The organism is Streptomyces zhaozhouensis (assembly GCF_900230195.1).
Lineage (GTDB): Bacteria > Actinomycetota > Actinomycetes > Streptomycetales > Streptomycetaceae > Streptomyces > Streptomyces zhaozhouensis.
Map to the genome: position 1 here is coordinate 40,667 of NZ_OCNE01000021.1, position 17,609 is coordinate 58,275.

18 protein-coding genes and 1 riboswitch are annotated in these 17,609 nt (G+C 73.5%); of the genes, 7 read left to right on the forward strand and 11 right to left on the reverse strand.

What is annotated here, in order from left to right:
• Positions 1-810, reverse strand: coding sequence for a TetR/AcrR family transcriptional regulator (locus CRP51_RS23750; RefSeq protein WP_097233365.1), 810 nt, complete (start codon positions 808-810; stop codon positions 1-3).
• A gap of 161 nt (positions 811-971) precedes the next feature.
• On the opposite strand from CRP51_RS23750, the gene CRP51_RS23755 reads away from it, so the two are divergent.
• A complete protein-coding gene (locus tag CRP51_RS23755) occupies positions 972-1,964 on the forward strand; it encodes an ATP-binding cassette domain-containing protein (protein ID WP_097233366.1) in 993 nt (330 codons plus the stop codon).
• Positions 1,961-2,800, forward strand: coding sequence for an ABC transporter permease (locus tag CRP51_RS23760; protein ID WP_212615979.1), 840 nt, complete (start codon positions 1,961-1,963; stop codon positions 2,798-2,800). The genes CRP51_RS23755 and CRP51_RS23760 overlap by 4 nt, the downstream gene beginning before the upstream one ends.
• 77 nt (positions 2,801-2,877) lie before the next feature.
• Here CRP51_RS23760 and CRP51_RS23765 read toward each other — a convergent pair whose 3' ends face one another.
• The 4 genes from CRP51_RS23765 to CRP51_RS23780 all read right to left on the reverse strand — a co-directional run bounded on the left by CRP51_RS23765 (position 2,878) and on the right by CRP51_RS23780 (position 7,137).
• The gene (locus CRP51_RS23765; RefSeq protein ID WP_097233367.1) at positions 2,878-3,630 is read right to left on the reverse strand and encodes a M23 family metallopeptidase; all 753 of its coding nucleotides are present in this window, start codon (positions 3,628-3,630) and stop codon (positions 2,878-2,880) included.
• Between the two features lies 1 nt (position 3,631).
• A riboswitch (cyclic di-AMP (ydaO/yuaA leader) is annotated at positions 3,632-3,801 on the reverse strand.
• A 348-nt stretch (positions 3,802-4,149) separates the two neighbouring features.
• Complete coding sequence (locus tag CRP51_RS23770) at positions 4,150-5,367, reverse strand: dipeptidase (RefSeq protein ID WP_097233368.1); 1,218 nt, start codon at positions 5,365-5,367, stop codon at positions 4,150-4,152.
• Entirely contained in the window at positions 5,364-5,891 is a 528-nt protein-coding gene (gene purE, locus CRP51_RS23775) for a 5-(carboxyamino)imidazole ribonucleotide mutase (protein ID WP_097233369.1), read from the reverse strand. The genes CRP51_RS23770 and purE overlap by 4 nt, the downstream gene beginning before the upstream one ends.
• Before the next feature lie 127 nt (positions 5,892-6,018).
• The gene (locus CRP51_RS23780; RefSeq protein ID WP_097233370.1) at positions 6,019-7,137 is read right to left on the reverse strand and encodes a 5-(carboxyamino)imidazole ribonucleotide synthase; all 1,119 of its coding nucleotides are present in this window, start codon (positions 7,135-7,137) and stop codon (positions 6,019-6,021) included.
• Positions 7,138-7,296: 159 nt separating this feature from the next.
• Between CRP51_RS23780 and CRP51_RS23785 the strand changes: the two genes are divergently transcribed.
• Both CRP51_RS23785 and CRP51_RS23790 read left to right on the forward strand, forming a co-directional pair.
• Positions 7,297-7,788 (forward strand): protease inhibitor I42 family protein, encoded by a 492-nt coding sequence (locus CRP51_RS23785; protein WP_170970648.1) that lies wholly within the window; start codon positions 7,297-7,299, stop codon positions 7,786-7,788.
• A 67-nt stretch (positions 7,789-7,855) separates the two neighbouring features.
• Positions 7,856-8,341 (forward strand): GtrA family protein, encoded by a 486-nt coding sequence (locus tag CRP51_RS23790; protein WP_097233427.1) that lies wholly within the window; start codon positions 7,856-7,858, stop codon positions 8,339-8,341.
• Positions 8,342-8,468: 127 nt separating this feature from the next.
• On the opposite strand, the gene CRP51_RS23795 is transcribed toward CRP51_RS23790, so the two are convergent.
• The 4 genes from CRP51_RS23795 to CRP51_RS23810 form a co-directional block, all read right to left on the reverse strand.
• Positions 8,469-9,722 carry a sensor histidine kinase gene (locus tag CRP51_RS23795; RefSeq protein WP_097233372.1) on the reverse strand — a complete coding sequence of 418 codons (1,254 nt, stop codon included), beginning with the start codon at positions 9,720-9,722 and terminating at the stop codon, positions 8,469-8,471.
• A gap of 9 nt (positions 9,723-9,731) precedes the next feature.
• Positions 9,732-10,409 carry a response regulator transcription factor gene (locus CRP51_RS23800; protein WP_097233373.1) on the reverse strand — a complete coding sequence of 226 codons (678 nt, stop codon included), beginning with the start codon at positions 10,407-10,409 and terminating at the stop codon, positions 9,732-9,734.
• Between the two features lie 118 nt (positions 10,410-10,527).
• Positions 10,528-11,016, reverse strand: a complete 489-nt coding sequence (locus tag CRP51_RS23805) for an ATP-binding protein (protein WP_097233374.1) — start codon at positions 11,014-11,016, stop codon at positions 10,528-10,530.
• A 250-nt stretch (positions 11,017-11,266) separates the two neighbouring features.
• A complete protein-coding gene (locus CRP51_RS23810; RefSeq protein ID WP_097233375.1) occupies positions 11,267-11,647 on the reverse strand; it encodes an STAS domain-containing protein in 381 nt (126 codons plus the stop codon).
• A 247-nt stretch (positions 11,648-11,894) separates the two neighbouring features.
• On the opposite strand from CRP51_RS23810, the gene CRP51_RS23815 reads away from it, so the two are divergent.
• Entirely contained in the window at positions 11,895-12,800 is a 906-nt protein-coding gene (locus CRP51_RS23815; protein ID WP_097233376.1) for an RNA polymerase sigma factor SigF, read from the forward strand.
• Between the two features lie 343 nt (positions 12,801-13,143).
• Here the strand turns inward: CRP51_RS23815 and CRP51_RS23820 are convergent, their stop codons facing one another.
• The gene (locus CRP51_RS23820) at positions 13,144-13,839 is read right to left on the reverse strand and encodes a TetR family transcriptional regulator (protein WP_097233377.1); all 696 of its coding nucleotides are present in this window, start codon (positions 13,837-13,839) and stop codon (positions 13,144-13,146) included.
• 178 nt (positions 13,840-14,017) lie between these two features.
• Here CRP51_RS23820 and CRP51_RS23825 point away from each other — a divergent pair, with 178 nt between their 5' ends.
• Together CRP51_RS23825 and CRP51_RS23830 are read left to right on the forward strand one after the other, a co-directional pair.
• On the forward strand, positions 14,018-14,959 hold the full coding sequence (locus tag CRP51_RS23825; protein WP_097233378.1) for a zinc-binding dehydrogenase: 942 nt from the start codon (positions 14,018-14,020) through the stop codon (positions 14,957-14,959).
• A 124-nt stretch (positions 14,960-15,083) separates the two neighbouring features.
• Positions 15,084-15,890 (forward strand): MOSC domain-containing protein, encoded by an 807-nt coding sequence (locus CRP51_RS23830; RefSeq protein ID WP_097233379.1) that lies wholly within the window; start codon positions 15,084-15,086, stop codon positions 15,888-15,890.
• A gap of 94 nt (positions 15,891-15,984) precedes the next feature.
• Here CRP51_RS23830 and CRP51_RS23835 read toward each other — a convergent pair whose 3' ends face one another.
• Positions 15,985-17,520 carry an MFS transporter gene (locus CRP51_RS23835; protein WP_170970649.1) on the reverse strand — a complete coding sequence of 512 codons (1,536 nt, stop codon included), beginning with the start codon at positions 17,518-17,520 and terminating at the stop codon, positions 15,985-15,987.
• Between the last annotated feature and the right edge of the window lie 89 nt (positions 17,521-17,609).

Consider the following 17,609-nt stretch of genomic DNA (forward strand, 5'->3'; position numbering starts at 1 on the left):
TCACTTCCGGCGCTCCTCACCCCCCGCGGGTGAGGAGGCCGCCGCCTCCCGCGCCTCCCGCTCGCGGCGGCCGATCAGCGCGGCCACGCTGTCGAGCAGGAAGTCCAGGTTGCCCGCGAAGTCGTCGCCGGGCGCGGCCCCGGTCTCGAAGACCCCCGACCTGGCGAGCTTGGCGACCGTCGGGTACCGCTCGTCGATCATGGCCCGCACCAGCATCCGGCCGTAGGCGGGCGCCCACTCCTCGTACGAGACACCGGTGCGCGCCGAGGCGCTCGACATCGCCAGCTCCTGGCGTGTGTCGCCCAGCACGAAGCCGCCGACGACCATCAGCACGCCGATCATGTCGCCCTCGTCCAGCGCGGTCGGGTCCAGCGCGGCGAGCGCCGCCTCCATCCAGGCCAGGCTGTGGGGCCCCATCGGCGGCGCCCCCACGGGGATGTCCAGCATCCACGGCCGGTCGAGCAGGACGCGCCGCTGCCCGGCCGCCCAGCTCCGCAGCGCGCCGCGCCAGCAGTCGGGCCAGTCGGCGGTGTCGGGCATCCCGAGGGCCATGTCGAACATCAGGTCCAACAGGTCGTCCTTGCCCGGGACATAGCGGTAGAGCGTCATCGTGGTGACGCCGAGCGCCTGGGCGATCCGGCGCATCGAGACGCCCGCGATCCCCTCCTCGTCGGCGATCCGCACCCCCTCCGCCACCACCCGGTCCAGGCTCAGGCTGCCCCGGGGGCCGCGCGCGCCGGGGGCCCGGGTGCGCCAGAGCAGTTCGAGCAGGAACTCCGGGTCCCGCCCACGGGTCTCGTCCGCCGCCATCGCCGCTCCTCGATCCTTCGTGCCGGGCCAGGGACCGTCGCCATCGTAGAACTATGTACACCGTCCAGAGTTTGTGTACGGTGTACAGAGAAAATATACGCCGTACACGGTTTCGGCTCGCCCCGGCGTGCCCGAAACAGCGGAAGGGGACGGGTGGCGCGATGACCGCGACAGCGATCGAGGCGGAGGGACTGCGCAAGCGGTACGGGGGGACATGGGCCCTCGACGGCCTCGACCTGACCGTGCGGGAGGGCACCGTGCACGGCCTGCTGGGGCCGAACGGCGCCGGCAAGACCACCGCGGTGCGGGCGTTGACCACACTCACCAGGGTCGCGTCCGGGCGTGCGCGGGTCTGCGGGTTCGACGTGGCGGACGAGCCGGACGAGGTGCGCGCCAGGATCGCGCTGACCGGACAGTACGCGGCGGTCGACGAGTATCTGAGCGGCCGGCAGAACCTGGTCCTCTTCGGCCGGCTCTTCGGGCTGACGCCCCGGGCGGCGCGGCGGCGCGCCGAGGAGCTGCTGGCCTCCTTCGGCCTGGCGGAAGCGGCGGGGCGGAGCGTCAACGGCTACTCGGGCGGGATGCGGCGCCGGCTCGACCTGGCGGCCAGCATGATCGTGGTCCCCCGGGTGCTCTTCCTCGACGAGCCCACCACCGGGCTCGACCCGCGCAGCCGCAACCAGGTCTGGGACGCGGTCCGTTCGCTGGTGAGCGGCGGCACCACGGTGCTGCTGACCACCCAGTACCTGGAGGAGGCGGACCGGCTGGCCGACCTGATCTCGGTGGTGGACGCCGGGCGGGTGGTGGCCGAGGGCACCGCCGACGCGCTGAAGTCCCGGATCGGGGGCGACCGCGTGGAGGTGGTGGTGCGCGAGGCCGGGGACCTGTCGGCGACGGCGGCGCTGGTGGGCCGGGTCTGCCGGGTCGAGCCGGCCGTCGACGCCGAGTCCCGCCGGGTGGTGGCCGAGGTCGGGGACCGGGTCGCGGCGCTGACCGACGTGGCGGGCGCGCTGCGCGCGGCCGGGCTGCCCGTGGAGGACCTGGGCACCAGGCGGCCGACGCTGGACGAGGTGTTCCTGCGGCTCACCGGCGGGGCGACCGACCGCCGGGCGGACGACGGGCGGGACACGGAACGGGAAGGGGCGGCGGCATGAGCGTCGGACTGGTGGGTGGCGTGCGGCCGCGGGGGGCCGCACGGCGCGGACCGGGGGTCGCGCTCTCGCACGGGCTGGTGATGACCCGGCGGAACATGGCGCAACTGGCGCGTTCCCCGGAGGAGATCACGATCTATTTCAGCCTGCCGATCCTCTTCGTGCTGGTCTTCGGCTACGTCTTCGGCAGCGGGATGCGGGTGCCCGGCGGCGGGGACTACCGGGAGTTCCTGCTGCCCGGCGTGTTCGCCATGACCATGCTCTACGGGATGGGGGCGACGGCGACCTCGGTGGCGTTCGACTCCAGCAGGGGCGTCGTGGACCGCTTCCGCTCCATGCCGATGGCGAGGTCCGCGCTGCTGGTCGGCCGGTGCCTGGCGGACCTGCTGCGCGGCGTGCTGGAGATGGCGGTGCTGGTGGTCTGCGGGCTGCTGGTCGGCTGGGAGTGGCACAGAGGCCCGGGGTACGCGCTGCTCGCGGTGGGTCTCGTGCTGCTGCTGCGGATGGCGATGTCCTGGATCGGCATCCTGCTCGGCCTGCTGCTGCCCAACCCGGACACCGTCGGCACGATCGTCTTCCCGCTCGCCTTCCCGCTGACGGCGCTCTCCAGCGTCTTCGTGGCGCCGGAGCTGATGCCGGGCTGGCTGGGACCGGTCGCCGAGTGGAACCCGCTCAGTGCGACCGTGGCGGCGATCCGCGAGCTCTTCGGCAACCCGGGCCTCGGCGGGGAGTCCTGGGCGGCCGAGCACGCGACGCTGCTGGCGGTGGCCTGGCCGGTGGCGTTGGTCGCGGTGTTCGCGCCGCTGGCCGTCCGGCGCTACCAGGGGCTGACCGACTGAGCCGGCGGGCGGGGCCAGGGGGGCGGCCCCGCCCGCCGGCGGTCAGGGGGTCGGCTCGGCGCGACCGTTCCCCGGGCTCAGAGCGTGACGCCGTTCTCGCGCAGGTAGGCGAGCGGGTCGATGTCGGAGCCGTAGGAGGGGCCGGTGCGGATCTCGAAGTGGAGGTGCGGGCCGGTCACGTTGCCGGTGGCGCCCGAGAGGCCGAGCTGGTCGCCGGCGGCGACGGTCTGGCCGGCGCTCACCGACAGCGAGGACAGGTGGGCGTACTGGCTGTAGTGGCCGTCGTCGTGGCGCACCACGACCTCGGTGCCGTAGGAGCCGCCGCTGCCCGCGGTGACCACCTCGCCGTCGGAGACCGAGACCACCGGGGTGCCGGTCGAGACGGGGAAGTCGGCGCCGGTGTGGTAGCCGCTGGACCACAGGGCCCCGGCGTTGCCGTAGCCGCTGCCGCTGACGCCCTCGACGGGCGCGACGAAGTCGCCGCTCGGGGCCGGCTCGGCGGGCTCCGCCGGCTCGGTCTCCTCGCCGCCGGCCGCGTCGCCGACCTCCAGGGTCAGCTCGACGCCGGGGGTGATGCGGCCCGGGTCGTCGCCGATGGCGTCCCGGTTGGCCTCGTACAGCGCCTCCCAGCCGCCGGCCACCTCGTTGTCGGTGGCGATGCGGTACAGGGTGTCGCCGCGCTCGACCGTGTGGGCGGCGGGGGCGGCGGACGCGGTGCCGGTGGCGACCAGCGGCAGCGCGAGGCCGGCGGCGCCGGCGGTGACGAGCAGGGTGGCGGCGCGGGAAACGCGCCGGGACGACTGACGGCGGTGACGTCCGGTTCCGGACATGGGGTCTCCTCTCCGACGCCTGCGAGGTGAGCTGTCGGGTTCGGGCCGGAGTGGTGCCCGGCCACGGCCGGCCGCGCGCCCACGGACGCGCGGTTCTGCCGTGACTTCACCCCTAGCCGGAACGGGTCCGGCGGAATTGGGTCCCCCGCTCCTGTCAGACGGATTTACCTCGTTGCCCGCTTCCGGTGACAGGATTCGGCGCCCGGAGCGGCTCGCCGCGAATGCGACGCGGACCGAACGTTAAACCCGGCAATTCATCCCCGCCAACAATTCAGGAACGCGGGGGACGTGACCCGAATATCACCGGAGGGCCGTAATGACGCTGCGTTCTGATCTTTTTTCACACGGTCAACGGCGGTGTCGGCCCCGGATATCCCCAACTCGCGGAACGGCCGCGGCGATTCCGATCGCGCGGGCCGGAGGACCGCGCGGCGGCCGGCCGTGGACGACGTCCGGCCCGTGAGTTCGGTCACGGGCCGGGACGGTGCGGCGTTATGTCGCTTTTGGCGGGTTGTGCGGTCAGGCGGGTCGTCGGCCCCCGGGCCCGTCCAGTTCCCCGATGGTGGCCAGGGAGGCCGGGCGGCGCGCGGCGAGGTCGGCGGCGGCGGTCTCCGCGTCCCGCAGCACCCGCACCGCGTTCTCCCAGGTCAGCTTGGAGAGATCGGTACGCGACCAGCCGCGCGTCAGCAGCTCGGCGAGGAGCAGCGGGTAGCCGGAGACGTCCTCCAGGCCCTGCGGCAGGAACGCCGTCCCGTCGTAGTCGCCGCCGATCCCGATGTGGTCGACGCCCGCCACCTCGCGCATGTGGTCCAGATGGTCGGCGACCGTGGCCGGGGTGGCCAACGGGCGCGGGTTCGCCTCCTCGAAGGCGTGGTGCACCCGCATCGCCGGCTCCGTGGTGTCCAGCGGGTGGAAGCCGTGCGCGGTCATGTTCGCGTCGGCCCGCCGGGTCCACTCGATCGCCTCGGGCAGCACGAACTTCGGGACGAACGTGGCCATCGCGATCCCGCCGTTGGCCGGCAGCGCGGCCAGCACGTCGTCCGGGACGTTCCGCGGATGGTCGCAGACGGCGCGCGCCGAGGAGTGCGAGAAGATCACCGGCGCCTCGGTGACCCGCAGCGCGTCCCGCATCACGTCGGCGGAGACATGCGAGAGGTCGACCAGCATTCCGACGCGGTTCATCTCCCGCACGACCTCCTCGCCGAAGGCGCTGAGGCCGTGGTGCACCGGGTCGTCGGTCGCGGAATCCGCCCAGTCGATGGTCGAGTTGTGGGTCAGCGTCATATAGCGCACGCCGAGCCGGTGGAAAGCGCGCAGTGTCGCCAGGGAGTTGTTGATGGAATGGCCGCCCTCGGCGCCCATCAGCGAGGCGATCCGCCCCTGCGCCCTGGCCGCCACCATGTCGTCGGCGGTGAGCGCCGGGGCCAGGTCGGCCGGGTAGCGCTCCAGCAGCCGGCCGACCACGTCGATCTGTTCGAGACAGGCGCTGACCGCGTCGTCGCCGCTCAGTGACGCCGGCACGTAGACCGACCAGAACTGCGCGCCGACCCCGCCGGCGCGCAGCCGGCGCAGGTCGGTGTGGAGGCGGCCGGTGAGGTCGCCCGCGATGTCGGCGCGGTCCAGGTCGTAGCCGACCTTCTCGCGCAACGCCCAGGGCAGGTCGTTGTGGCCGTCGACCAGCGGGTGCTCGGCGAGCAGCTCCCTGGCCTCGGCGAGCCGTGCGGCGGCGTCGCTCATCGGGTCCCCTCCTCGGGCTGCTTCAGGGAGTCGCGCAGCCGGCGGCCCTTCTCCCTGGCCTGGTCGCGCAGCTGGTCCTGGAACGCGGCCATCCGCGCGCGCACCGCCGGGTCCCTGGTCCCCAGCACGCGCGCCGCCAGCAGCCCGGCGTTGCGCGCGCCGCCGACCGAGACCGTCGCGACGGGCACACCGGCCGGCATCTGCACGATGGAGAGCAGCGAGTCCATGCCGTCCAGGTGCTTCAGCGGCACGGGAACGCCGATCACCGGCAGCGGCGTCAACGAGGCGAGCATCCCGGGCAGATGAGCGGCGCCACCGGCACCGGCGATGATCACCGAGAGACCGCGGTCGGCCGCCTCCTGACCGTAGGCGACCATCTCGGTCGGCATCCGGTGCGCGGAGACCACGTCGGCCTCGTAGGCGACGCCGAACTCGTCCAGCGCCTCGGCCGCCGCCCGCATCACCGGCCAGTCGGAGTCGGAGCCCATCACGATGCCCACCTGCGGGGCCGGGGTGTCACTCATGCCTCACCATTCGTCGTCTGCTGCTCGTTCGGCCGGTCGTCCGGCCGCTTCTGCGGCTTCGGGGTGGCCGCGCCGCGCGCCGTCGTCGCCCCGTCCGGGGCCGGCGGCGCGGTCCCCCGGCGGGCGGTCACTCGTCGATGAGCCCGCGCAGGTAGTCGGCGGCGTGGCGGGCGCGGTCGGTCACCTCGTCGAGGTCGTCCCCGAAGGTGGTGACGTGCCCCACCTTGCGCCCCGGCCGGACGTCCTTGCCGTACATGTGGATCTTCAGCCCGGGGTCCCTGGCCATGCAGTGCAGATAGGCCGGATACATCTCCGGATAGGCGCCGCCGAGCACGTTGGCCATCACGGTCCAGGGCGCGCGCGGCCGGGGGTCGCCCAGCGGCAGGTCGAGCACGGCGCGCAGATGGTTGGCGAACTGCGAGGTCACCGCGCCGTCCTGGGTCCAGTGGCCCGAGTTGTGCGGCCGCATAGCCAGTTCGTTGACCAGCACCCGGCCGTCCTCGGTCTCGAACAGCTCGACCGCGAGATGCCCGACCACGCCCAGCTCACCGGCGATCCGCAGCGCCGTCTCCTGCGCCTGCGCGGAGAGTTCGGGCGCGAGACCGGGCGCGGGGGCGATCACCGTGTCGCAGACGCCGTCCACCTGGCGGGACTCCACCACGGGGTAGGCGACCGCCTGTCCGTGGGGGGAGCGCACCACGTTGGCCGCCAGCTCCCGGCGGAACGCCACGCGCTCCTCGCCCAGCACCGGCACCCCGGCGCGGAAGGCGTCGCCGGCGTCCTCCTCGGAGCGCACCAGCCAGACGCCCTTGCCGTCGTAGCCGCCGCGCACCGTCTTCAGCACGACGGGGAAGCCGCCGATCTCGTCGGCGAACCTGACCACGTCGGCCGGGTCGGTCACGATCCGATGGCGCGGACACGCCACGCCCAGCGAGGTCAGCCGGGCGCGCATCACGCCCTTGTCCTGCGCGTGCACCAGGGCGCCGGGGCCGGGGCGCACCGGGATGCCGTCCGCCTCCAGCGCGCGCAGATGCTCTGTCGGCACGTGTTCGTGATCGAAGGTGATCACGTCGCACCCTTTGGCGAACGCACGGAGCGTGGCGAGATCGCGGTAGTCGCCGACCACCACGTCGTTCACCACCCGCGCCGCCGCGTCCTGCGGAGTGTCACTGAGCAGCCTGAAACTGATGCCGAGCGGGATGCCCGCCTCATGGGTCATACGGGCGAGCTGACCGCCTCCGACCATGCCGACCACGGGAAATGTCACGCGCCCCAGCGTATCCGGCGCCCTCCCGCCCCCTTCCCCGGGCCGGAACCGCGACGCCCCGCCACCACGTCACTGCTGGTGGTGGCCGACCCGGCGATCGGTCGGCCGGCGCGCACAGCGCGTCACCAGGCGAGCGACATGCGGGACGTGAGGGGCGTGGGAGACGTGAAGGGCACCGGGGGCGTGCGGAGCGTGCGCGGGGCGCGGGTCGGAGCGAGAGGCGCCGTCCGTCGAAGGGTCGCGGGTCCGGTAGCGGCGCTGGCCCTGCTGTGCGCGGCGACCGGCTGCCAGGGCGAAAGCTCCTCGGCCGAGGCCAGGTTCGACGACCCGGCGGAGCCGGTCGAGGTCGCGGCGGGCGAGAGCTTTGTCCTGGAGCTGCGGGAGAACCCGTCCGTCGGTCACGAGTGGACGTTGATCGATCCCGAACCGGACGACTCCGTGGTGCGCGCGGACGGCGACGACTACGAGGCGGACGAGCCCGATCAGACGGGCAGCGGCGGAACCCGGCTGCTGCGCTTCGAGGCGGTCGAGCCGGGCGCGACCACGATCACCCTGACCCGGCTCTTCCGCGGCGAGCACGAGCCGGAGACGGACGTCGCCTTCGACGTCGAGGTGGCCGACGCCGGGTGAGCGGCGGGGACCCGGCCCGCCGGTCGGGAGCGGGGGGCGGGCGGGGGCCGTGGTTAGCATGGCGAGCATGAACGAGGAGCGTCCGCTCCGGGACAGACTGCGCGGCGTCGCCAGGGAGGCGGCGAAGTTCGGCACGGTGGGCGCGTTCGGCTTCCTGGTCAACGTGGTCGTCTTCAACGTCTGCGCCCAGGTGCTCGGGCTGGCCCCGATCCGCTCCGGCGTGATCGCCACCTCGGCCGCCATCTGCACCAACTACGTCGGCAACCGCTACTGGACCTACCGCCACCGCGACCGCTCGGGCCGCCGCCGCGAGATCGCGCTCTTCGTGCTCTTCTCCTGCGTCGGGATGGTCATCGAGAACGGCGTGCTGGCCCTCTCGCACTACGGCCTCGGCCTCACCTCGGCGCTCGCCGACAACCTGGCCAAGAACGTCGTCGGGCTCGGCATCGGCTCGCTCTTCCGCTTCTGGTCCTACCGCACCTGGGTCTTCCGCCGCGCCTCCGCCGAGCGCGAGCGTCCGTCCCGACCGGTCGGCTCCGGCGCGCCACGCTGAACGCCGGCCCGCCACGCCGAGACGCCCGCCACGCCGAGACGCCCGCGCGGGACCGGCGCACCGCGGGAACCGGGCTGCCGGACCGAAGGGCTGCCGGACCGCCGGACCGCCGGACCGGCCGGCCGGCTCAGGGGACGGACTCGCTGCTCTCCGCCTCACGGCTGAGGAAGAGCGCGAAGACCGGCGGGGAGAGCCCCAGCAGCTCCAGCCGGCCGCCGTCCGCCTCCGCGAGGTCGCGGGCGACGGCCAGCCCCAGGCCCGTCGAGTTCCGGCCGCTCACCGTGCGTTCGAAGACCCGGGCGCCCAGCTCCTTCGCCACCCCCGGGCCCTCGTCGGTGACCTCGACCACCACCTGGTTGCCGGTGACGCGGCTGCGCAGCGCGACCGTTCCGGCGCCGTGCATCAGCGCGTTCTCCACCAGCGTCGCCAGCACCTGCGCCACCGCGCCCGGGGTGCCGACGGCGCGCAGCCCCTGCTTGCCGGAGTGCACGATGGCCCGGCCGGCGCCCCGGTAGGCCGGCCGCCACTCCTCGACCTGCTGGGCGACCACCTCGTCCAGGTCGAAGCCCACCGCCGAGCCCAGGCGCGGGTCGCGGGAGTTGGTCAGCAGCCGCTGCACCACGTCGGTCAGCCGCTCGACCTGGGACAGGGCGACGGCCGCCTCCTCCTTGACCGTGTCGACGTCCTCGGTCGCGATGATCTCCTCCAGACGCATGGAGAGCGCGGTCAGCGGGGTGCGCAACTGGTGGGAGGCGTCGGCGGCGAGCCGGCGTTCGGCGGTCAGCATCCGCGCGATGCGCTCGGCGCTGGTGTCCAGCACGTCGGCCACCCGGTCCAGCTCGGGGACCCCGTAGCGGCGGTGGCGGGGACGCGGATCGCCGGAACCGAGGCGTTCCGCGGTCTCGGCGAGGTCGGTCAGCGGCGCCGAGACCCGGCGGGCCTGCTGCACCGCGAGCAGCGCGGCGGCCGCCACGGCCAGCAGCGAGACGACCAGGATGATCATCAGCATCCGGCCGATCTCGTCGCTGACCACGCTCCTCGGCTGCTGCACCGAGACGGTCTCACCGTGCGCCCCTGACTCGGTGCTCTCCATCGGGTTCTCGCCGGCCGCCGGGCCGAGCTGGATCGGGGGCTGACCGAGCAGGTCGATCACCACGTGCCGGTCGGGCGGGGCCGAGGCCGCCATCTCCTTGGCGGTGATCGGCTCGCCCGAGGCGATCCGGCTCTCGACGTCGGCCAGCAGCCGCGCCGTCTCCGCCTCCAGCCGGTCCCTGGCGCTGGCCTCGATGGTGCGGGTCTCCACCAGGAACAGCGAGACCCCGAAGACCGCGATCACCACGAGGACGACCGAGAGGGTGGAGTTGATCAGACGACGGCGCACGGGGGCCGCTCAGCTCTTCTCGAAGCGGAATCCCACTCCCCTGACGGTGACGATGTACCGGGGGTTCGCCGCGTCGTCGCCGAGCTTCTTGCGCAGCCAGGAGATGTGCATGTCCAGGGTCTTGGTCGACGACCACCAGGTGGTGTCCCAGACCTCGCGCATCAGCTGCTCCCGGGTGACGACCCGTCCGGCATCCCGCACCAGGACCCGCAGCAGGTCGAACTCCTTGGCCGTGAGGTGCAGTTCGTCCTCCCCCATCCAGGCGCGGTGCGACTCCACGTCGATGCGGATGCCGTGCACGGCCGGCGCCGGGCCGCTCTCCGCGTTCCCCCGGCGCAGCAGGGCCCGGACGCGGGCCAGCAGCTCGGCGAGGCGGAAGGGCTTGGTCACGTAGTCGTCGGCGCCGGCGTCCAGGCCCACGACGGTGTCGACCTCGTCCGCCCTGGCCGTCAGCACCAGCACCGGCAGGCCGAGCCCCTCGGTGCGCAGTCGGCGGCAGACCTCCAGGCCGTCCATTCCCGGCAGTCCGAGGTCGAGCACCACCAGGTCGACGTCGCCGCGCAGCCCCTCCCGCAGCGCCTCGGGGCCGTCCTCGCGCACCTCCACCTCGTAACCCTCGCGGCGCAGGGCGCGGGCCAGCGGCTCCGAGATGGATGCGTCGTCCTCGGCGAGCAGCACACGGGTCATGGGCTGATGGTAGACGTACGGGCCCGGTGGGCACGGCAGGTCCCGGGAGGAAGGGGGCCGATCGGCGACGCGGCCTCGCGCGGGCGCCCGCCGGGCGCGACCCCCGGGCCCAGGCGACCTAGTCCGGAACCGGGGCCCCCAGCTCGGCCCAGACGGTCTTGCCGGTGGCCTCCGCCTCCTGGGCCACCCCCCAGTCCAGGCAGAGCCGCTGCACGATGAACATCCCGTGCCCACCCGGCCTGCCCGGCATCCTGGTGGAACGCGGCGCCGGGGTCCCCTCGCCCCGGTCGAGCACCTCGATCCGCACCAGCTTCACGCCCCGGCCTATCCGCAGTTCCTCGGGGCCCCCGGCGTGCAGACAGGCGTTGGTCACCAGCTCGGAGACGACCAGCAACACGTCCTCGACGGCGGCGGTCTGCTCCTCGTCGCCGGTGGGCAGCCAGCCCCAGTCGTGGAGCGCCTGGCGCGTGAACTCGCGGGCCCGGGAGACCACGCCGTTCGTCCCGATCAGCCGGAGCCTGCGCACCTGCCGCACCGGCTCCTCGGGGACGACCCGGTGCTGGTGCGCGCCCTGGTCGTCAGCGGGGCGCGGTCGAGTCGTCCCCATGCACGCCTCCCCTAGCCTTCGTCAGCCATCCTCGCGCCCACCCAGGGCGGCGTTTCCTCAAACGAGCCGTTTGCCGGGTTCGTTCCGTTCGGTCCGGCTCGACGTTGAAGGGTCTCCTGCCCGGAGGTATGGGTCGCACACCCGCCCCTTCGGGGCAATCGCCCGGACGGCGTCCCACGGCTCCGACGTGCGCCGTCAGAGACAGTGTGACGGGAGAGCAAGGCGCCGTACAGCGGCCCTCACCGGGGCCTCAGTCGCCGGAGGGGGCGCCCAGGGCCTCGTCCAGGGTCTCGTGGACCGTGAACACGGCGTTGGCGCCCGTTATCTCCATAATTCTCGCGACGATCGGCGGCATTTCGGCCAGATGCACGGCGCCGCCGGCCTCCTCCGCCTCGACGCGTGTGGCGAGAAGCACATTCAGCCCGGTCGAGTCACAGAACTCCAAACCGGAACAGTCGATGACAATTCGCGCCTCCCCCGCAGCCGTACACTCGTGCAACGCGGTGCGAAGCTTCTCGGCGGAATGGTGATCGAGTTCACCGGCGGGCGCGATCACGACGGAGCCCGCCGCGCGCCGAACGTCGACCGTCAGACCACGCCGGTACTTCTCGCCCGGCATTCCGCGGTCCATGCGGCCCCCTTCTCATTGGAGCGCTCTGCTGGCTAGGTTCGAAACCTTAGCCTCTGGAAGCCCGGTCCGGCACCCTAACAGGCCCGACTTTCCGTGCAATTCGGGCGTAGCAGACTTGCCATAGTTACCGAAATCCGGGTAGGGCTAGAAGAGCACCCAGTTTCCGAACCGGCTTGGAGGCGCCGCACCCCCAGTGGACGTCACGGCTTCGGCGGCCATACGCCGAGAGACTACGGAGGACAACACCATGTCACCGGCCCCTCGTACCCACGAACCGCATACCGACGCCCCCGCGAAGGCCGTCGAAGGCCTGGCCCCCGCAGCCACGGCGGCCGACGCCGACGACGTGCTCGCGGACCTGCCCGAGCTGCCGCCTTTCGACCAGGTGGCGCCGCTGGACGCGCGGGAGCTTTCCAAGAGCCTCTTCCTCCGCCTGCGGGACCTGGAGGAGGGCACCCACGAGTACGCGTACGTGCGGAACACGCTGGTGGAACTCAACCTGGCGCTGGTGAAGTTCGCCGCCGCCCGGTTCCGTTCCCGCAGCGAGCCGATGGAGGACATCATCCAGGTCGGCACGATCGGCCTGATCAAGGCGATCGACCGCTTCGACGCCGAGCGCGGCGTGGAGTTCCCCACCTTCGCGATGCCGACGATCGTCGGCGAGATCAAGCGCTTCTTCCGGGACACCTCCTGGTCGGTCCGGGTTCCCCGCCGACTCCAGGAGCTCCGTCTCGACCTGGCCAAGGCGGGTGACGAGCTGGCCCAGAAGCTGGACCGCTCCCCGACCGTGGCCGAGCTGGCCGAACGCCTCGGGCTCTCCGAGGAAGAGGTCGTGGAGGGCATGGCCGCCTCCAACGCCTACACCGCGAGCTCCCTGGACGCACAGCCGGAGGAGGACGACGCGGAGGGCGCGCTGGCCGACAGGATCGGCTACGAGGACCACGGCCTGGAAGGCATCGAGTACATCGAGTCGTTGAAGCCGTTGATCGCGCAGCTGGCGCCGCGCGACCGGAAGATCCTCTCGCTGCGCTTCGTGGCGAACATGACGCAGTCGGAGATCGGCGAGGAGCTGGGCATCTCGCAGATGCACGTCTCGCGACTGCTGTCGAAGACCCTCGGGAAGCTGCGCCGCGGCCTGATGGTCGAGGAGTGACAAACACCCCACCCGGGACCTCGGGGGTCCCGGGGAGCACACGGGTGAGCGGGAGCCGGGCGACCGGTCACCCGTGACCGAGGAACGGTCAGCCTGGACGGCGCGCGGCTTCACTCCGCGCGCCGTCCAGGCTTTTGCGTGTGCGGCGAGCGGCGCGAACGCGGTGTGCGGGGCGTGTGGGGTGCCGGCCTCTGCGGCCGCGGCGCGGGGCGGGGCGGGGCGGGGCGGGGCGCGCTGACAACGTGGAGGCCGTGGACGCCGTGCCCGGGGTGACCGGCGTGGACGGGGTGACCGGCGTGAACGGGGTGAACGGGGTGAACGGCCGGTCGGGGCCGCGTGGGCGTCAGGCGTCGGCGGCGAGGGCGGCGACCTCGGGGAGCAGCGTCAGCGCCCGGCGGGTGCGGGCCACCAACTCCGCGCGACCGTCTGCGCCGTCGCCCGTGCCGGCGTCCCCGTCCGCGCCGGCTCCGGGGGCGGAGCCGGGAGCGTCGGCCAGCAGCCAGTCGTGGACCGCCCAGCGCCAGGCCGACAGCATCAACTCCAGCAGCAGCCGCTGCCGCACCCCGTCCTCGGGCCGCGCGACGGGATGCCGTGCGGCGGCCAACTCCAGCACCCGGTCGGTCGTCTCCGCGCAGTCGCGCAGGCTGTGCCCGGCCAGCGCGGGGGTGCGCTCGGCCAACGCGCGACAGGCGCGGAACCTGGCCGCCCAGTCCTCGTCCATCGCCAGCACGGCGGCGAAGAGCGCCTCACGGTAGTCGGACTGCGCGGTGCCCCCGGGCGGCAGCTCGGCGAAGGCCGCCGTGTAGGCCGCCCACAGCTCCTGCTCGGGGGCGAGAGCGACGGCCTCCTTGGACGCGAAGTTCCGGAAGAACGTGCGCTGCGAGACCTCGACCGCCTCCACCACCTCGTCCAACGTGGTCTCGGCGAACCCGCGCTCGGTGAACCTGCGCAGCGCCTCCGAGACCAACGCCCGTCTGGTGCGCAGCTTCTTCCGCTCCCGCAGCGTCGGCGCGCCCCCTGAAGTATCCGCATCGCTCACCGCCGCAGCCTATCGAGCCGGACGCCGACCGCCTCGTGCGCGCACCTCTCATGCCGTCGACCGCCTTTTGTCGGTCGCCACCAATTGTCGGTTGCTGCCTTTTGCCGGTGACCGGCACTATGCTGGTTCGGGGCAGGCCCGCCAGGGCCCCGCCGCCCCCGAACGAACGGAGCTTGCGATGCGCGCCTGGACGACCGACCCCGAAGCCGTGGGGCACCTGACCCTCACCGAGGTCGCCGACCCGGAACCGGCGCCCGACCAGGCACTGGTCCGGGTGGCGGCCTTCTCCCTCAACCACGGCGAGGTGGTCCACGGGCTGCCCGCCGCGCGGCCGGGCGCGGTGCTCGGCTCGGACGCGGCCGGCGTCGTGGTGCGGGCGGCGGCGGACGGCTCGGGGCCGCCGGTCGGCACGCCGGTGGTGACGCTCGCCCTGGAGGGCGCGTGGGCCGAACTGCGCGCCGTGCGGACCGACATGCTGGGCGTCCTGCCCGAGGGGCTGGACCCGGGCGCGGCGAGCACGCTGCCGGTGGCGGCCGGCTCCGCGCTGCGCGGGCTGCGGCGACTGGGACCCATCCTCGGGCGCCGGGTACTGATCCTGGGCGGCGGCAGCGGCGTCGGCCGGTTCGCGGTACAACTGGCGGCGCGGGGCGGGGCACATGTGATCGCCAGCACCACCGACCCGGGCAAGGAGGCGGCGCTCGTGGCACTGGGCGCGCACCAGGTGGTGCGGGGCGCCGAGGGCGTCGAGGCGCTCTCGGGGGAGCCGGTGCACGGGGTGCTCGACATGGTGGGCGGCGACCATCTCGTCGCCGGCTACCGGGTGTTGGCGCCCGGCGGGGTGCTGGTCGCGCTCGGGCACACGGCCAGGCGCGGTGAGAGCTTCCGACCGGGGGACTTCGACGGTCCGCTGGGACACGACCGGTCGATCACCTCGTTCTACCTGCTCGACGACAGTGTCGGGCTCGGAGCCGACCTGAGCTGGATGGCACGGCTGCTCGCCGGCGGCGAGCTGGAGGCCGGCATCGGCTGGCGCGGCGACTGGTCACGGCTGCCGGAGGCGACGTCGGCGCTGGAGAAGGGCGCCGTGAACGGCAAGGCGGTGCTCGACGTGACGGGCTGAGCGACGGAACGGCGGGCGGCCGCCGGCACGGGCGCCGGCGGCCGGTGCCGGTGCCGGCGGCCGGCGCCGGCGCTCTGGTGAAACGCCGGAGCGAGCCGTGGAACGGCCCGGCTAGGGTGCCGACATGCCTCCCCACCTGCTGAGCGTCAACACCGGCCGCGCCGCCCCCGTCGCCAGGACCGACAACCCCGGCGGACTGACCGGCATCGACAAGCGACCGACCGAGGGCGGGATCGCGGTCGACGCGCCCGGCCCCAAGGGGACGGGCGGCAGCGGCCTCGCCGGCGACAGCGTCGCCGACCTCCGTCACCACGGCGGCGACGACCAGGCCGTCTACGCCTACGCCCGCGAGGACCTCGACCACTGGTCCGAGGAGCTGGGTCAGCCGCTGCACAACGGCGTCTTCGGCGAGAACCTGACCACCGAGGGCATCGACGTCAACGACGTCAAAATCGGTGAGCGGTGGCGGGTGGGCGACACACTGCTGTTGGAGGCCACCTCTCCGCGCATCCCCTGCTCGACCTTCGCCGACTGGCTCGGCCAGCGCGGCTGGGTCAGGCGCTTCGCCGGAGCCGCCCTGCCCGGGGCCTACTTCCGGGTGCTGCGGCCCGGCACGATCCGGGCGGGCGACCGGATCGAGGTCGTGCACCGGCCAGCGCACGATGTGTCCGTCGCCCTGGCCTTCCGCGCCCAGCTCGGCGAACCCGCCCTGCGCCCCCGACTGCTGGCCGCCGGCACGGCACTCCACACCGAGCTGTACCGCAAGGCCGTCGCCTGGGCGGAGCCGGCCACGGCAACGGACACGACGGACAGGACGGATCCGGCGGATCCGGCGGAGCCGGCGGAGAAGACCGAGTCGGCGGAGCCGGCGGAGAAGACCGAGCCCGCGGAGCCGGTCGCGGCGACGGGCGCGGCAAAGTCCATCGGATAGGTCGAGACGTACGGGACAGCCGAGACCGCGGACGTCTCGGACGCGGCGGACGCCACCGCCCGCTGACCCGGCGGTCGGGGAAGCGGGCCGGTGCTCAACTCCGCTCGGCGGCCCCCTCCAGCGCGGTGTCGATCACCCGCTGCGTCAGCCGGAGCCGCACGTAGACCGCCAGCGCCGCCAGCACCACCGCCGTCAGCAGCAGCGGGGCGCGCAGCGCCGCCTCACGCCCCCAGTGCGGCTCGACCACGGTGACCAGCAGCCCGCCCAACGCCGCGCCGAGCGGAATGGTGCCCCAACCGAGCAGCCGGTAGACGCTGTTCACCCGGCCCAGCAACCGGTCGGGTATGAGCGTCTGGCGGATCGTGACCGTCACCACGTTCCACAGGACGACCACGAACCCCAGCAGGCTCATCACCGCGCCGACGAGCCAGGCGTGGGAGGCGAGGCCGGTGGCGCCGAAGACGCAGGACTGGACGACCACCAGCAGCAGCAGACTCCGCGCCCGGCCGAGGGCGCGCACCACCCGGGCCGCGAGGAGCCCACCCGCGAGCGCGCCGACGCCGGTCACCGAGGAGAGCAGCGCGAAGCCCACCGGCCCGAGGCCCAACACCTCCTGGGCGAAGAGCACATAGGTCACCATCGCGCCCTGCGAGGCCATGTTGGTGAGGGCCAGGGAGAGCGCCAGCCGCCGCAGCAGCTGGTGGGACCAGAGCCAGCGCACTCCCTCCCGGGTCTCCGCCCGCATCGAGGGGCGCGGCGCGGCACGACCGGGAGCGGCACGACCGGGAGCGGCACGGTCGGGCGCGCCCTGCCCGGGTATCGGCCCGGGGGCCGTGCCGCCCGGGGGTGGGCCCGCCGGCCGGTCCGCCTCCCGCGAGGGCTCCGCCTCCGGCGAGAGCGCGGGCGCGGGCACGACGGGCGGCGCCGGCGGCCCGACAGGCGGGGCCGGCGGAACGACGGACGGGGCCGGTGGCACGGCGGGGGTCGGCGGGCCCGTCGCGGCGGCCCGGAAGGTGCCGCGCAGCGACAGCAGCAACACCCCGGCCAGCACGGCGGTCACCGCGTCGAAGGCGAAGGGGGCGGCGAGCGTCAGCGCGAGCAGCAGGCCGCCGAGCGGTCGGGCCAGAAAGTCGTCCGCGACGATCTGGGTGGCCATCAACCGCCCGTTGGCGCTGTCCAGTTGACGGCGCTCCACCAGGGAGGGGAGCAGCACCTGCGAGGTGTTGTCGAAGAGCACCTCGGAGAAGCCGAGGGCCAACGCGCAGCCGCAGAGCAGCGGCATCGTCATGGCGTCGAGCGCCACCAGCAGCGCGACGACACCGACGAGCACCGCGCGGGCACCGGTCATCCACACCATCAGCAGCCGCCGGTCCAAGCGGTCGGCCAGAGCGCCGGCCGGCAGGCTGAAGAGCAGCCAGGGCAGCCGGTTGGCCACCGCCACAAGCGCGATGAGAAAGGCCTGGTCCGTCAGGGTGCTCGCCAGCCAGGGGAAGGCGATCGCACTCGCGCCCTGCCCCAGGTTGGACACCGTGGCGGCCGACCAGAGGTGCCAGAACGGCCTTCCCAGCCCGCGTCGTTGCCCACCGCGCGCCTCGTTCGTCACCGCCCGTTCGCGGCTTCCGCTCGTCATGCCAGGCATTCTGCCCAACTTCACCGACAGTGACTATAGCTACGCTCCGTGAGTAGTCGCGCGACCCAACGCCGCGCGCCCCGTCGTGT

Coding starts and splice junctions, on each gene's coding strand:
- CRP51_RS23750 (WP_097233365.1), bottom strand. CDS start 810: ATGGCGGCGGACGAGACCCGTGGGCGGGACCCGGAGTTCCTGCTCGAA.
- CRP51_RS23755 (WP_097233366.1), top strand. CDS start 972: ATGACCGCGACAGCGATCGAGGCGGAGGGACTGCGCAAGCGGTACGGG.
- CRP51_RS23760 (WP_212615979.1), top strand. CDS start 1,961: ATGAGCGTCGGACTGGTGGGTGGCGTGCGGCCGCGGGGGGCCGCACGG.
- CRP51_RS23765 (WP_097233367.1), bottom strand. CDS start 3,630: ATGTCCGGAACCGGACGTCACCGCCGTCAGTCGTCCCGGCGCGTTTCC.
- CRP51_RS23770 (WP_097233368.1), bottom strand. CDS start 5,367: ATGAGCGACGCCGCCGCACGGCTCGCCGAGGCCAGGGAGCTGCTCGCC.
- purE (WP_097233369.1), bottom strand. CDS start 5,891: ATGAGTGACACCCCGGCCCCGCAGGTGGGCATCGTGATGGGCTCCGAC.
- CRP51_RS23780 (WP_097233370.1), bottom strand. CDS start 7,137: ATGGTCGGAGGCGGTCAGCTCGCCCGTATGACCCATGAGGCGGGCATC.
- CRP51_RS23785 (WP_170970648.1), top strand. CDS start 7,297: ATGCGGGACGTGAGGGGCGTGGGAGACGTGAAGGGCACCGGGGGCGTG.
- CRP51_RS23790 (WP_097233427.1), top strand. CDS start 7,856: ATGAACGAGGAGCGTCCGCTCCGGGACAGACTGCGCGGCGTCGCCAGG.
- CRP51_RS23800 (WP_097233373.1), bottom strand. CDS start 10,409: ATGACCCGTGTGCTGCTCGCCGAGGACGACGCATCCATCTCGGAGCCG.
- CRP51_RS23805 (WP_097233374.1), bottom strand. CDS start 11,016: ATGGGGACGACTCGACCGCGCCCCGCTGACGACCAGGGCGCGCACCAG.
- CRP51_RS23810 (WP_097233375.1), bottom strand. CDS start 11,647: ATGGACCGCGGAATGCCGGGCGAGAAGTACCGGCGTGGTCTGACGGTC.
- CRP51_RS23815 (WP_097233376.1), top strand. CDS start 11,895: ATGTCACCGGCCCCTCGTACCCACGAACCGCATACCGACGCCCCCGCG.
- CRP51_RS23825 (WP_097233378.1), top strand. CDS start 14,018: ATGCGCGCCTGGACGACCGACCCCGAAGCCGTGGGGCACCTGACCCTC.
- CRP51_RS23830 (WP_097233379.1), top strand. CDS start 15,084: ATGCCTCCCCACCTGCTGAGCGTCAACACCGGCCGCGCCGCCCCCGTC.
- CRP51_RS23835 (WP_170970649.1), bottom strand. CDS start 17,520: ATGACGAGCGGAAGCCGCGAACGGGCGGTGACGAACGAGGCGCGCGGT.